Origin of the sequence: Anatilimnocola floriformis (assembly GCF_024256385.1) — a bacterium.
Taxonomy (GTDB): Bacteria; Planctomycetota; Planctomycetia; order Pirellulales; family Pirellulaceae; genus Anatilimnocola; species Anatilimnocola floriformis.
Map to the genome: position 1 here is coordinate 1,577,738 of NZ_JAMLFW010000002.1, position 14,645 is coordinate 1,592,382.

Genomic DNA, 14,645 nt, shown 5'->3' on the forward strand with positions numbered 1-14,645 from the left:
GTTGCTAATGCGGCCAGTGCTCGGTGTATTCAATCTTTGCGGTGGGGCGTTCTTTGTCAGCAATCCAACGAAACAAATAGCGGATCACGGCAGGACGGAGTTCATCGGCGGCTTCTTGCCAGGTGCGCTTGCCCGGTTTTTCTTCGAGCGTGGTAATCAGATGCACGCCGAACGACGATTCGACCGGCTGACTGATATCATGAACTGGCAGGGCGAATGCGGCGGCGCTGAAACTCTCTGGCATCGGTTCCCGCCGGCTGATCCAACCAATGTCGCCACCCGCGGCTGCCGTCGGCGATTGCGAATTCTTTTTGGCCGCATCGGCGAAGGAGACTTTCTTGTCGACGATCTCCTGTCGAATCGCGGCAGCGCGGGTTTTCAATTTCTCACGATCGGCAGCCGTGGCATCGGCCGGCGCGGTGAGCAGAAGGTGCGCAACATGCAGCTCCGTGCCGTCGAAATCGCGGCGATTCTTGTCGAAGTATTTTTGCAGGGCAGCTTCGGTCAGATACTTATCGAGATATTTCTGCCAGCTCAGTTCCCACAGCTGCTGATCGCGAAACTCGGCCAGCGTTTGTCCTTGCTGCTTTAAAAACTCCGCTTGCTTCACCCCTTCGTTATCGAGCTTCTTTTGCAAGCGGGCGATGACCAAGTCGACATCCTGCGAACTGGCTCCTTGCTTACTGGTGGCGAGGTAATGCAACACGAGTTGCCGATCGACGGCGAGTTGCAGGACTTGCTTCTGCAACTGCGTTCGCTCGGCCTCGGAGATTTTGCGTTCTTTGATAACGCGGGCGAGGTCGCGCTCGAGCTGAGAAACGAGAATCGCGTGGCCTTGAACAGTAGCAGCGATTGGTGGTTTGTCTTGCGCGTACGATGCGCGCGCGGTAAACATCGCCAGGCACACCACCACGAGCGTTCGGAAGGTGGGTTGGCTCATGGCAGGTCGATGTCCGTCAGTTCGAATTCGACCGGAATGCGGATGATGGCGGCGGGAGTCTTGTAGACATACTTGTAGCCAGCCGCCGATTTGGCGTCGCCGAGGTCGAACTTGTAGGAGAGTCCGACTTCGTTCACATCTTGCAGCTCGGCTTCGATGCCCGCTTGCTCGATGCGGTTGCCTTTCGGATCGAGCAGGTAGCATTCGTTGTTAAAAATCCAACCGCGGTGCGACTCGAGGGCGTTGGTTGCTTTGTCGAAACGGACTCGCATGCTGACGTCGAAGATCTCGCCGTTCTTGCGGCATTCATCGACGATCACCGTCACGCCGCCGCGTTCTTGTTCGACTTGTTTCGCTTTGTCGAGATCGGGGAATTCGAAGGTCTCGACGCGGCCGAGGACGGTGGCCATCAGCTTGCCTTTGAGCGACGCGATTTTTTTCACGCTCCGTGTGGGAGCATTCAGCATGAAGTCGATCTCGACGCCCGCGTTAGTGCCTTCGACAGGAACCTCGGGTTCACCCTGCGCGCCATCGAATGTCAAACTGTTACCGCTTTCATCCTTGGCCGTGACATCGGCCAGCGGTTGCTGCAGCACGATCGGCCGCACGCGCGGCTCCCAAGCAGCATCGACCGTCAGACGGAGCGAACTGCTGCTGGTGTTTTTCAGATTGCGCACGGCTTCGATGCGACTTGGTTCCAGCCGAAACAGACCGGCGTAAAAAGCATGGCCGGTGCGCTTGATGGCGTTCGCTTCGCGCGCGGTGTAAGCGAGAGCTTCGGCTTCATCGTCGTAGTCGTAGAGCGAAAACTCGGCGGCGTCGAGAACCGTATCGACGGCTTCCCAGAAGGTGACATTCTTCAAGCTGACTTTGATCTTGGGATCGCTGAGCTTGGGATCGTCTTCTTGATTGAAGCGAGCGCGGTAATCGACAAACTTGTTGCCGGTTTGCTCCGAGATTTTTTTGAAGGCTTCGGAGGTGAGCATCTCCCCATCGAGCGAGACAGTGGCCGGCTTGGTGGCCGCTTCGACGGCGATCTTCAGCAACGCGGCCCGCACACGAGCCAGGCGGTTGCGAACTTCGGCGGGGGTGCGATTGTTGACGACCGGCAGCAGCGGCAGCACATCAGAGCCGAGACCGACCAGGTCTTTTTCAGCCGTGTCGCGCTGAGCCGATTGATTGGCATCGAGTTGTTTGACAAGGGCGCGAACCTTGACGGCGAGTTCTTCGTTCTTCGCGGCAGCCGCGGCCACTTCGGCGGGCTCGGGGGCTTTTTTAGCCGTGTTGTCGGCCTGGCCGAGGACGAGCAATCCAATCAAGACAAGAGCAGCATTCACTGCGGCACCTCCGGGAAGAGTAGAGCACCCACGGCGATCATTGTAGGGTGCGGCCGCCAGTCAGGCGAGCGCTGCGAAATGTGCTTGCCAAACGGGGCCGCAATTCGCTATCGTTGAGAGAGCAGGGGCTGCCGGTAAAGTGGAATGTTTCCATGTCTTATGCATGGTCCGTGGTTGGGCGTGCGCTGGTTGGCCTGTTGTTGATGTGTGTGGGCGCGGTTCTCATCGCCCCATTGTTCAGCGAAGTTTCGCTGTCGGCTTATACCGATCGAGAAGCAGAAGCCGGCGAGCGAATCGAAGAAGCCTTGCAGCAGAAGGTGAGTTTTCAATTTGTCGATGTCCCGCTGAAAGATGCCATCCGTCACTTCGCCGACAAGACAAACATCACCGTCGTGCTGACGAAAAAGATCGAGGATGCGGGCGTGCAACCCGATCAGCCGGTCAATTTCGAAGTGAAGGACGTGAGCGCCAACGCCTGTTTGAAATTGATGCTCGGCAATCTCAATCTCACGACCATGACCAAGAACGAGGTGCTGAAGATCACCACGATCGAGGATGCCCAGTCGCCCGAGAACATGACCACGCGAATTTATCCGATCGCCGATCTAGCCGATGTTTGTCGGGCGCCGGCGGCGGAAGGAGGCGGCGTGTATTACAACTTCGGTCCGATCATCGAAGTGATCACTTCGACGGTCGAACCCGATTCGTGGCAGGATGTCGGCGGTCCGGGCGCGATCAACGGCCATGAAAACTCGAGGACGCTGGTGGTCTCGCAGCGGCGCGACATCCATCAAAGAGTGGCCGCCACGCTCACCACGCTCCGCCGCGCAAAGCAACTGCAAGCCATGACGCTGCAATCGCTCCCCATTTCCAACTCTGCATTACCGACCGGCGGCAGCAGCGCTTCGTTGCCGATCCGCAGCAAGAAAGTGGCCACCAACGGCTCGGCTATGGGTGGCAGCTTTGGACCTGTGGGTGGTTGTTTTTGATTTACACAACGATGCAGGTTACGTCAGCAATCGCTGAAACTCTTGCTGCGATCGATTCAGCAAATCGCAGTAGTCCATCGCTTCGATTTCTTCTCCCATTAGTTCCACTTCATAGCAACCGCGATAGCCGGCCGCGGTCAGTTGCTCGGTGATGGCATGCAGTGGGATGCCGCCGTCGCCGAGGGCACAGCGGTTGGGTTCGAGCTGCGGCGGCTTGTGGCTGTCGGCGAGTTGCACGAGGGCCAACTTCGGCGCGAGTTCGGGCAAGCGGGCGAGGGTCACTTCGTCGTGCCCCCAGTAGTAAAGATCGAACACCGCCCGCAGATAATCGCTGCCGACGTCGTTGATCAGCGAGAGGGTTTCATCCCAATCGTGCAGAAAGGTCCAATCGGTGCCAGCTTCGCGCGGCATGGGTTCGAGCGCGAGCGTCACTTGCAACGCTTCGGCCAGTGGAATGAGTTGATCGATGGCCGTTCGCAGCAAGCGGCGGGCATGTTTGTGGGTATGCACGCCGCGGCTGCCACTGTGAAGCAGCAAGCATGAGGCACCGAGGGCGTGGGCCGTGCGGACGGCCTCCATGGCGTCGTCGATGCTTTCGTTGTGCGTGCCGCCGTCGCTGCCGGTAAAACCGCCGGCCCACTGCAAGCTGCTGACATGCCAGCCGTGGTGCTTAAGCAGCTCGATGCCCCGCTCTTCGCCGAAGTCTTCGAGCTTCTGCCGCCACACGCCAATGGCCGACACGCCGGCCTGCCGGTAGTGCAGCAGGTCCTCTTCAAACGACCAGCGGAAGGTCGTGATTTCGCTGACGGCCAGGCGGTTCATTGATCGAATCGATATCAGGCAAAGCTCGGCCGACTGCTGGCAGAAGCAGGCGTGCGAGCCATGAGTCAAAGTGGAAGGGCAAGTATGCAGAATGCCCCTCGCGCTGTAAAGCAACCGAGCGGGAAAATGCGGGGTTGGTGCTAGCAGGTGGAAGGAGGCGAGGGACGAGGGGCGGGAGACGAGGGAAGGCAATTTAGTTTAGTGGCAGCAATCGTCTTTCTCTCGTCCCTCGACTCCCACTTCCTCCGCTACACACCGTTCGCCCGCCAGTTCCACATCGAGCGTGATGTGCTCGAAATGATGCTCGCGCAGCAGCTCATGCACGCGTGCTTTGAGGGCGACGATTTCTTCGCGCGTCACATCCGGCGCGAGAACGAGATGGGTCGAAAAGACATGCCGTTCGCCGTCGAGTGTCCAGGTGTTGGTCGAATGGCTGCTGATCAACTTCGGTAACTCGGCCAACTCCTTTTCAAAAGCAGCGGGATCAAAGCCGTGCGGCGCACCTTGCAGAAAAATGTGGCCGACCTTTTTGAGATTTCCCACCACGTTCCACAGAATCACGGCAGCGATCAGCAGGGCAAACAGCGGATCCAAAATCGGCAGGTCCCAGATCAACATCGCCACGCCGCCGACGAGCACGGCCAGCCAACCAAAGGTGTCTTCCAGCAGATGCCAGCGGGCCATCTGTTCGTTCAGCGAATGGCCATGCGATAACCGCCAGGCAGCCAGGCCGTTGAACAACACGCCGACAACCGCGAGCACCACAACGCCCGGCGCCTTTACCGGCTGCGGCGAACGAATCCGCTCAACCGCTTCCCACACCACGACCGACAGCCCCACAATCAGCACCACGCCCGTAATGAGCGCGCCGAGCGAAGACCAGCGGCGATAACCATAGGTGAATCGCGCATCGGCTCCGCGCTGCGCCAATCGTTGTAGATACCACGCCAGGCCGAGCGCCAGGCAGTCGCCCGAGTCATGCACCGCGTCGCTGAGAATCGCCACGCTGTTGGTCCAATAGCCGCCGGCGATCTCGATGCCGGTGAAAGCCAGGTTCAGCAGAAACGCCGTGAGTAAGTTTCCCGCGGCGTGGTCGTGGTGATGATGGTCATGGGCCATACCTCTATCGTAGTCCGCCTCTCTGACTAACTCAGCTACTCGACCTTGATCGGCGGGAAGCCGTTTCCATCGTCAGCCGCGGCCTGCTGGGCTTTCTCAGCCTCTTCCAATTCCAGCGTTCTTGCCGCCGCCGCTTCGGCCGCGGCATCGGCAGCTTGATCGACGAGCAAACGAACCTGCGCCAACTGATCGCCACTCAGCGTCATGTTGGCGATGAGTGCCGATTCCTTAGTCGATTCATCGCCGTCCTTGTCGATGGCGGTCTTTACTTTTTGAATGCTGAGGAAGTTGCTGTTCGTGCATTTCGGACAAGCATTCACATCCATCCGCACATATTCCGACAAGCTGGCCGACAGCAACGGCAGCTGCACGAGCGACTGAAATTCGCCGAGGCGGATTTTGTCCCACTCGGGTTCCAAGCCGGTCGCGTGATAGAGCGCAACTCCCTTTTCGGTTTCCGTCCATTCGTTGCACTGCTCGCAGAACGGCTGATCGATATTGGCGACGGCCATGATGTATGAAAAATAAGCGAGCACGCCAAACTCAACGACCCAAAACGCAACCAGAAACCAACTGGTAACCGGGTCGCCATTCTTCAGCCCCCACGAGCCGTTCTCGAAGAGATATCCGGCAAACATGATAACGGCGCGAGGCATGAAAACTTGCAGGCCGAGCTGCCACGCGCCGTGAGCCCACATCGTCATGCCCCAGTAGACGTAATACCCAAACAGCAACGTCAACAGCCACGTGAACCTCACGAACAGCGGGCTGCGAATTTTGCCCATGCTGGCGAGCATCGTGATGACGATGCCCATCCCCATGCCGAAGCCCAGCGTGGCGAGGAAATTCAAATAGATGAATGGGATCCAGCGAATGATGAACGCGTACACAAACGCCATCGCGGCGGCTGCAAACAGCCCGCCGGCCACGGTCATCAATCCGCCAGCAATCGGCACAGCGCCAGAAGGTGAATAGCGATGCATAAGAAACTCGCGAGCAGAGTAGTAATAGAGTCGTATTAGTTTCGTGCGCGGCAACGGCTGGAACAAGCGGCAGTAGGACGGACCAGTGGTCCGTCTACGAGCAGCGTTTGCAGCCAAGACTGCTTGGTACCCGCTTCGTTGACGGACCAATGGTCCGTCCTACTGGGGACAAAAAGTTGCTTTCCGCTCGGGCCTATGCCAGAGTCACACTTTATGCACACCCGCCATTTCCTTCCCGCCGTGCTGATCCTCTTTTTCGTCTGCGCCGCTGCTGCGACGGCCGCCGACGAGGCCGCGCTCGAGCTCTTCGAAAAGAGCGTCAGGCCCGTGCTGGTCGAGACGTGCCTCGAATGCCACGGCAGCAAAAAGCAGGAAGGCTCGCTGCGACTCGACACGCGCGCCGCCGCGTTGAAGGGTGGCGACACCGGCCCCGCCTTCGTCCCCAGCGAACCAGAAAAAAGTCTGCTCATCGCAGCGCTCCGGCAAACTGGCGAAGTGCAGATGCCGCCGAATCGCAAGTTGAAAGACGAACAGATCGCGGCCTTCGAGCAATGGATCAAACTCGGCGCGCCCTGGCCGAAGACGCCGCTCGCTGCCAAGACTGACGATGCCATTCGCACGCACTGGGCGTTTCAACCATTGCGTGATCCGCCAATTCCAGAGCTCGGCGATCGCGCGTCTTTGGCCAACAAGATCGACGCCTTCATTCGGATGAAGCTCGGTGCCGCGGGACTCGTTTCAACGCCGCGAGCCGATCGCCGCACGCTCATCGTCCGTGCGACCTTCGATCTCCTCGGCCTGCCGCCGACCAGCGAAGAGGTCGAGGCGTTTGTGCGCGACGAAGATCCGCGCGCTTATGAAAAGCTCATCGATCGGCTGCTCGAGTCGCCTCACTACGGCGAACAATGGGGCCGCCATTGGCTCGATGTCGCGCGCTATTCCGATACCAAGGGCTACGTCTATGCGCGGGAGAATCGCACTTGGATTCATGCGTGGTCGTATCGCGATTGGGTCGTCCGTTCGCTCAATAACGACTTGCCCTACGATCGCTTTCTGCTGTTGCAAATCGCCGCCGATCAAGTGGTGACAGATCACACGGCCAGCGCTGATCGAGGCGATCTCGCCGCGATGGGTTTTCTCACACTCGGCCGGCGGTTCCTGGGCGTGACGCACGACATCATCGACGACCGAATCGATGTGCTCACCCGCGGCACGATGGGGCTGACCGTCGCTTGTGCGCGCTGTCACGATCACAAATACGATCCGATTCCGACGGCTGACTATTACTCGCTCTACGGCGTTTTTCAGAACTGCCTCGAACGGCAACTCTCTGTCGCCGATCCCGCCGAACGCAACGAAGCCTGGCAGGCGTATGAGACCGAACTGAAGAAGCGCGAACAAAAGCTGGCCGATCTGCTGGCGAAAAAACGGCAAGAAGCCGGCGATCGCGTCCGAGCGCGCGTCGTCGATTATCTGCTGGCTCAGCGCGAGTTGCAGAAGTATCCCGACGAAGGTTTTGATCAGGTCCTGGAAAAGACCGACATCATTCCCGCCTCGGTTCGCCGCTGGCAGGCCTATCTGCGCAAAGAAGAGAAGAACACGAAGTCGATCTTTGTCCCCTGGTTTGAATTCAACAAACTTCCTGCCGATGATTCGTTTGCTCAGAAGGCCGTTGAAGTGACGAAAGCAATTGCCCAGCGCGAGGACTTGAATCCAGTCGTGCGCGAGGCGTTCCAAGCGCCGGTCACTTCGCATCAAGAAGTGGCCGCGCGCTACGGTCAACTCTTGGCCGCTGCGACTGCGGAGCCACTAAAAGCCGTACTCCACGGAGAGGAAGCTCCTTGCGAAGTGCCGAACACGGCTATCGTCGACAACGAAATGTATTTTGATCTCGGCAGCTGCACGGAGCTGTGGAAAGCGCAAGGCGAGGTCGATGCCTGGTTGATCGGGCAGCCGCTGTCGCCGCCGCAAGCGGTTATTTTGCAAGATCGGCCGCAACCGCAGCCGGCGTACATTCGCAAGCGCGGCCGAGCCACGCTCAATGCGCCCGAAGCGCCGCCACAGTTTCTCGCGATCCTCGCTGGGCCAGATCGCAAACCGTTTCAGCACGGCAGCGGCCGTTTGGAAATGGCCCGCGCGATCATCGATCCCAAAAATCCTCTCACGCCGCGCGTGATCGTCAATCGCGTTTGGCTGCATCACTTCGGCGCCGGTCTGGTCCGTTCACCGAGCGACTTTGGAGTGCGGGCCGAATTGCCGAGCCACCCGGAGTTGCTCGATTGGCTGACGAGCCGCTTCCTTGAAGACGGTTGGAGCCTGAAGAAACTCCATCGGCGGATCATGCTAAGTGAAGCCTATCAGCAGTCGTCGCAAGGCCCCGCTGATCGCGCGGCGCTCGCCAAGGCTCAGCAGGTCGATCCCGAAAATCGCCTCCTGTGGCGGATGAATCAACGGCGACTCACTTTCGAAGAACTGCGCGACCGCCTCTTCGCTGCAACCGGCGAACTGAAGCGCACGCTCGGCGGCAAACCGAGCGATCTCTTCACCGCGAGTTTCAAACGTCGTTCGCTCTACGGCAACATCGATCGGCAGTTTCTGCCAGCCACGCTGCGGATTTTTGATTTCGCCAATCCCGATCTACACATCTCGCAGCGCAGCGACACCACCGTGCCGCAGCAGGCTCTCTTCTTTTTGAACGACGACATCATCCTCCGCCGCGCGAAGGCGCTGGCCACTCGCACCGCGAAAACCGATTCGCCGGAAGCTCGCGTGCAGCAGATCTTTCAAGCCGTGTATCAACGCAACGCGACGCTCGAGCAGGTCGCCGCAGCCCTCGCGCTCGTGAACGCCAAGGAAGAAGAGTCGCAGCAACCGATCTCGGCCACAGCGGCTGATTGGCAGTACGGCTATGGCGAGTTCGCCGAGGACACGAAGCAGATTAAGGCTTTCACGAAGCTGCCCCACTTCAACGGCACGGCCTGGCAAGGTGGCAGCAACTGGCCGGATGAGAAGCTCGGTTGGGTGCAACTAACTGCCGACGGCGGTCACGCAGGCAACGACCTGCAACACGCTGCCATCCGCCGCTGGACCGCGCCGCGCGATGTGACCATCAAAATCGACTCGACCTTGAAACACGATACGAAAGCCGGCGACGGTGTGCGGGGCCGGCTGGTGAGCAGCCGTGGCGGCTTGTTGCACGAAGCTCACACGCACAACAAAACGGCTGATTTCAAAGTCGACACGCTCGAACTAAAAGCGGGTGACACGGTCGATTTCGCAGTCGACATCGGCGGCACGCTGAACAACGATCAGTTCACGTGGGAAGTGCGGATCACTGCCGCCGAAAGCACTTGGCAATCGAAAGCCGATTTCGTCGGTCCGCAAGTCACGCAACTCGATCCCTGGGAACAACTGGCCCAGGTGCTGTTTTCGACGAACGAGTTTTTGTTCGTGGATTGACGAAGGGAGGGCGAGGCTCCCGCCGAGCCGCTACGGTGGACGTTCAATGGCTGCTGGCGACTGCTTTCAACCGGCGCGGCTCGGCGGGAGCCTCGCCCTCCCGAACTAATCTCGCAGCCCCATCACGCCGGTATCGCCACTTCCCATCGCGAGGGCATAAGCGGTCGCATGGGTCCGGCAATGACTAATGCTGATGAGAATTTGCGAGATGCCCTGCTGGGCACAAATCTCTCTCGCTCCGCCGCCGAGGAGCACGCGGGGCTTGCCGCCGAAGTCGTTGCGGACTTCCATGTCGGCCCACGCAATGCCGCGGGTCCAACCCGTACCGAGCGCTTTGAGAATGGCTTCCTTGGCAGCAAAGCGGCCGGCGTAATGCTGCGTCGCGGCGCGGCGGGCGCTGCAATACTCGATCTCGTGCGGAGTATAGACGCGGTTGAGAAACAGCTCGCCATGCCGTTCGATCATCTGCGCAATCCGCAGACACTCGATGATATCCGTACCAATGCCGACGACGTTCATGGGGGCTCCGCTACGATAGTTTTGAGTTCTGAGTTTTGAGTTCTGAGACAAGAATCTCGATGGAGATGCTCTCTTGTCTCAGAACTCAAAACTCCGAACTCAGAACTTCTCTACTCTTCGCTCTTCTCTTCCGGCGTGCCGCGGCGAAAAACGGCGACAACGTCGTCGACCGGAATCACGAACAGTTGGTTGTCGGATTCGAAGTCGACGGGAATCGCGTTTTTCGGATGAAACAGAATCTTGTCGTATTGCCGCAGCGGCGTGTCTTCGTCGTTTTCGATTTGCGCCGAGATGGCTACGATGCGGCCGGTGATGGTCGGGATTTCCGACGCATCGGGCAGGGCGATGCCACCCTTGGTTTGCCGCTTCGGTTCGTCCTTGCGCACGAGCACGCGGGCGCCGATCGGTTCGACATATTCCAAGCCGCGAGACTTTGCTTTCACCATGTGAGCTTGAGCTAAGTTGACGATCCCGCGAGCGGATCGTAAGACAGCAGGTAAGAAACAACGTTACTGCTTCAACCTTAACCCGCACGGCGAACAGAGTCGAGGGGCTTCAGCTGATCTCTATGGGCGACGTCATCACACAACGGCCGGTGCTGCTGATCGCAGCCGTTTTCAGCCGGCACCCGGCGGCACTGGATTGGACCCGCGAACGGTTCGCCGCCGTTTGGGGGCCGGTCGCCCTGGCCAGCGATTGCTTTGAGCATCGCGAAACGACCTACTATGAAAAGTCGATGGGCCCCGACCTGCAGAAGATGTTTCTCGCCGGCGAGCGACTGGTCGATCCAGGACAACTCCCCGAGCTGAAGCTCGCGGCCAACCACTGGGAAGAAGAGTACCGCGCGGCAAACAACCACGCCGAAGCTCGGCCGCTCAATATCGATCCGGGCTACCTCACCGAAGCCAAGCTGGTATTGGCTTCGACGAAGGACCGAGATCATCGCCTCTATTTATCGCAAGGAATCTTTGCCGAAGTGACGCTGCACTTTGCTCGCGGCGGCTGGCAGACTCGGCAGTGGACCTATCCCGATTATCAGCGGGCCGATTACCACGAGTTCTTCACGCGCTGCCGCGAATATTTGCGGCAGCGTTATCGGGAACAGTTTTCTGGCCCGGCAGGGGGTTAAACCTCGAGCGAAAAACCGCTGCTCGCGCCCGTGCTCGGAAAATTGACCTGCGGCGGCGAGTAGCCAGCCGAGAAGCTGGCTTCGACGCGGCGGGGTGCAAGGATCTCGGATGCCTGCGAATATTCGCTGGCGACGGGCTGAGGCGCTTCGGGCATTTGCTGACAGAGTTCCTGCCAGGTCTGGCGGTCTTCTTGCAGCACGCGAATGACACCGGCGATGCGCTGCGCGTCGGCGTCCATCTCGGCGGCATGCAGCTCGAGCGCAAGAAAGGCATAGATGTCGATGACCTGCCGAGTGATCGGCGTGCCGTCTTCGCGCACGCTGCCGAGCAATTCCGCCACGACCGCTTGGCTACGCATCAGTGCCGACAAACCATCCTCGCCGCGGCCTTCTTCCCAGGCATTGATGGCTTGCTGAGCGAAGCGGATCGCGCCTTCGATCAGCATCAGCCGGAGCTTCTGCGGAGTCGCCGTGGTGATTTGCGTTTCGAGGTAGGTGTTGCGGTAATCCATTGCCTTTACCTTGGGCCCGGAAGCGAAGGGAGAAATTAACTCGAAGTACCGTCGGGGTTGATGTACTTGATCGAGTCGATGGCGGACGCACTACTCTTGATTTTGCTGATCGCGGTTTCCATCGCGTAAAACTGATTGGTCAGTCGTTCGCGCTGCTTGTCGAGCATGGTAGTGAGAAAATCGATGCGCGTTGTCGAGTCTTCCAGCTGCTGCTGCAGCACCTTGGCGCGATTGACCAACGTGGAATTATCTCGGCCGACGAGTCGCTCGAGCGTGTCGTCGACTTTCTTCGCAAAACCGCTGGTCGCGTCGGTGAAGAAGCTGGTCAGGCCGTCGGGGTCGCTCTGATAACGAGCCTGCAACCGACTTTTGTCGAACGTCATCTTGCCGGAATCATCAAGGCTGATTCCAAGCTCGCTGAACGAACGAACGGAGCCCGTGGTGAAGTAACGTTGCGTCACCGCGCGGCTCAGGTCAGAGTCGAGGCGAACCACATCGGAACTGCCGAACAACGTCCCTTTGGTGTCGTCTGAGGTGTTGTAGAACGTGTACGAGGTCATCTTGTCGCGCAGCTTGTTGTACTGATCGACAAACAACTGCACGGCGGACTCGACATCGGTGGAACTGGCCGCGACCGAAACATTGATGGTGTCGGTCGACGCGCCGGTGATCGAGATATCGAGGCCTTCGACCACATTGGTGAACTTGTTGCTGGTCGAAGAGACCAGCCGGCCATTAGCGCCGCCGACGCTCACCAGTGCGTCTTGGGCAGCGGTTAGCGTTTGGAACTTGAGCCCCACGCCGTTGCCGTCGACGAGCAAATCACCTGCGCGACCGGCAATGCCGCTGACCAGCGACAAGTGATTTCGGAGCGTGCCCGCGCCATCGGTGACGATGCTGGCGGTGACATTCGCGCCCAACGCGTTGAGCTTGGTGACCAGATCGGTCAGCGTATCGTCGGCATCGAGCGTCACATTAAAAGCCGTCGAACCGCCGATGACTTGCGCCGGATTGCCGCCGACCGTGGTATCGGTCGCCGTGGTGGTCAGCCGCAAATCGGCTGCTGTTTTGCCGCCGCCGACGTCGGTGACCGTCAGTCGCTGCGAGCCGCCGCCGGTGTCGACCAGCGCGATGCCATCACCCGTGTCATTGATTTTGGCCGTTACGCCGAGAGCCAGATTGTTGATGGCACTGATCACGTCGCCGATCGTCTTCGGCTGCAACGTGGTGAAATTGATCGCACCTTCGCGGCCGTTCGAATCCTTGATCAGGAAGGAACCGGTGCGCACGCCCTGGCCCGCGTTGTAGTCGCTGAGCGAAGTGTTTTCGCTGACGATTTGCCGCGACAACGTACCGCCGCGGATCGTATCGGTCGAAACACTGCCGACGATGCCGAGCTTGGTGGCCGTGTTGTTCGCGTCGCCGTCGGCGACAATCAGGTTGCTCGTGGAGGTGTTCGTCGTGTCGACAATCTGCAAACCATTGCGAGCCGAATTGATCTCGGCGCGCAGACCGAGACCGGCGCCGTTGATGGCCTTGGTCACATCGTCGAGCGTTTCGGCCCCGGAGAGATCGATCGAAGCTGTCGCGCCGCTGCGGTCAGTCAGATTGATCGTGCCGAGAGTTCCCAGGCCTTGGCCGCCATTCAATGTCCGCAGCAACGGCGATTGCAAACCGCCGCGAAGCCGGCCGCTGTTGAGCGTGCCGCCCGTGGCGGTTCCGGTCAACCCGAGGTCCTCGGCGAGCGAACCACCCGAAGTGCTCGAAACGGCAAACGTGCCACCGGTGTCCGTCGTCAGATCGGTCAGCACAATCCGATCGCCATCGGCCGAGATCTCGGCGCGCAACTTCGTAGGATCGGCTTCGTTGATCGTATTGATCAAGTCGCCCAGTGTTTTCTCGGTGCGCGGCGGCGAGACGCGATTGAAATCGACCGACAGCGAAGTTCCATCGCGGAGCGTCACGTTGAGATCGCTCACGCCCGTGCGAATACTCAGGCCGTTGCCATCGTTGAGCTGCGACAACGCCAGATCGGATTGCAACTTCAGCACGTCGTTGCCAGTGGCAGAGTTCGCCGCGACGTTGATTCCCGACAGCCCCAAATCAGCGGCGGTGCTGCCGCCCGATACTTCCTGCACTCGCAAATTGCCCGAGCCACCCGAGCGATCGGTAATTTTCAGCCGATCGCCTTCGACGCTGGCCGTGATGTCGGCGGTGTCGGTTGAATTGATCGCATTGACCACGTCATCGATCGTCTGCGCATAACGCAAGTCGATTGTCGCCGCGCCGCCATTGCGATCGATGATGCGAATCTTGCCGCGAGTCACGCCCGCGCCGCCATTGAGTTCATCGAGCGAAACCGGCGAAGTGATCGCGCCGCCAAAGCGGAACGAAAATGTTCCCACGCCCAGCGGAGCATCTTTCGAAGCCACGCCGGAGCTCAGCACTTGAGCGTTTTGAGCCTGACGAACGGCAGTGAATTGATAAGTGCCAGGAGCAACGCCGCTGGTGGCGGTCGCTGTGAGCAACGTCGAGCTGCTAGTAACGGCCCGTTTCGTAAAGAGCGAGGTTGTGGCGAGACGTTTGACGGCGAATTGCACGCCCAGGGTCGATGCCGTCAGATCGGTGATGGCAGCTTGCTGCGTTCCGAGGGCAGCTTTGCGCGCAGTGGCGGTTGTCTTCGGCTGGGAGGCAAGCTCCATCAGCTTATTAACCGTGTCTTCGATATTGATGCCGGTCGAGAGACCGATGCTCGAAGTGATCCGACCCATACATCTACTTTGCTAGCGGTTACCGGTGCGCATACCCTCTTCTCATTGCATCGGCTATCGGACTA

12 protein-coding genes are annotated in these 14,645 nt (G+C 59.4%); 3 read left to right on the forward strand and 9 right to left on the reverse strand.

Going from position 1 to position 14,645, the window contains the following annotated elements:
• Positions 1-4: 4 nt before the first annotated feature.
• Both M9Q49_RS30870 and M9Q49_RS30875 read right to left on the reverse strand, forming a co-directional pair.
• On the reverse strand, positions 5-940 hold the full coding sequence (locus M9Q49_RS30870) for a peptidylprolyl isomerase (RefSeq protein ID WP_254513157.1): 936 nt from the start codon (positions 938-940) through the stop codon (positions 5-7).
• Positions 937-2,277 (reverse strand): hypothetical protein, encoded by a 1,341-nt coding sequence (locus tag M9Q49_RS30875; RefSeq protein WP_254513158.1) that lies wholly within the window; start codon positions 2,275-2,277, stop codon positions 937-939. The genes M9Q49_RS30870 and M9Q49_RS30875 overlap by 4 nt, the downstream gene beginning before the upstream one ends.
• Positions 2,278-2,429: 152 nt before the next feature.
• On the opposite strand from M9Q49_RS30875, the gene M9Q49_RS30880 reads away from it, so the two are divergent.
• The gene (locus M9Q49_RS30880; RefSeq protein WP_254513159.1) at positions 2,430-3,266 is read left to right on the forward strand and encodes a hypothetical protein; all 837 of its coding nucleotides are present in this window, start codon (positions 2,430-2,432) and stop codon (positions 3,264-3,266) included.
• Positions 3,267-3,284: 18 nt separating this feature from the next.
• Here M9Q49_RS30880 and M9Q49_RS30885 read toward each other — a convergent pair whose 3' ends face one another.
• From M9Q49_RS30885 to M9Q49_RS30895, 3 genes are all read right to left on the reverse strand, one after another.
• On the reverse strand, positions 3,285-4,088 hold the full coding sequence (locus tag M9Q49_RS30885) for a sugar phosphate isomerase/epimerase family protein (protein WP_254513160.1): 804 nt from the start codon (positions 4,086-4,088) through the stop codon (positions 3,285-3,287).
• 198 nt (positions 4,089-4,286) lie between these two features.
• On the reverse strand, positions 4,287-5,207 hold the full coding sequence (locus M9Q49_RS30890; RefSeq protein ID WP_254513161.1) for a cation diffusion facilitator family transporter: 921 nt from the start codon (positions 5,205-5,207) through the stop codon (positions 4,287-4,289).
• 35 nt (positions 5,208-5,242) lie between these two features.
• Positions 5,243-6,190, reverse strand: a complete 948-nt coding sequence (locus M9Q49_RS30895) for a hypothetical protein (RefSeq protein ID WP_254513162.1) — start codon at positions 6,188-6,190, stop codon at positions 5,243-5,245.
• 213 nt (positions 6,191-6,403) lie between these two features.
• Between M9Q49_RS30895 and M9Q49_RS30900 the strand changes: the two genes are divergently transcribed.
• Positions 6,404-9,649 (forward strand): PSD1 and planctomycete cytochrome C domain-containing protein, encoded by a 3,246-nt coding sequence (locus tag M9Q49_RS30900; RefSeq protein WP_254513163.1) that lies wholly within the window; start codon positions 6,404-6,406, stop codon positions 9,647-9,649.
• A 105-nt stretch (positions 9,650-9,754) separates the two neighbouring features.
• Here M9Q49_RS30900 and acpS read toward each other — a convergent pair whose 3' ends face one another.
• Together acpS and M9Q49_RS30910 are read right to left on the reverse strand one after the other, a co-directional pair.
• Complete coding sequence (gene acpS, locus M9Q49_RS30905; protein WP_254513164.1) at positions 9,755-10,168, reverse strand: holo-ACP synthase; 414 nt, start codon at positions 10,166-10,168, stop codon at positions 9,755-9,757.
• A gap of 110 nt (positions 10,169-10,278) precedes the next feature.
• Positions 10,279-10,614, reverse strand: coding sequence for a co-chaperone GroES (locus M9Q49_RS30910; protein WP_254513165.1), 336 nt, complete (start codon positions 10,612-10,614; stop codon positions 10,279-10,281).
• Positions 10,615-10,736: 122 nt separating this feature from the next.
• Here M9Q49_RS30910 and M9Q49_RS30915 point away from each other — a divergent pair, with 122 nt between their 5' ends.
• A complete protein-coding gene (locus M9Q49_RS30915; RefSeq protein ID WP_254513167.1) occupies positions 10,737-11,297 on the forward strand; it encodes a DUF4416 family protein in 561 nt (186 codons plus the stop codon).
• Here M9Q49_RS30915 and M9Q49_RS30920 read toward each other — a convergent pair.
• Positions 11,294-11,809, reverse strand: coding sequence for a flagellar export chaperone FliS (locus M9Q49_RS30920; protein ID WP_254513168.1), 516 nt, complete (start codon positions 11,807-11,809; stop codon positions 11,294-11,296). The two genes, M9Q49_RS30915 and M9Q49_RS30920, sit on opposite strands and share 4 nt — an antisense overlap.
• 35 nt (positions 11,810-11,844) lie before the next feature.
• On the reverse strand, positions 11,845-14,580 hold the full coding sequence (fliD, locus tag M9Q49_RS30925) for a flagellar filament capping protein FliD (protein WP_254513169.1): 2,736 nt from the start codon (positions 14,578-14,580) through the stop codon (positions 11,845-11,847).
• Between the last annotated feature and the right edge of the window lie 65 nt (positions 14,581-14,645).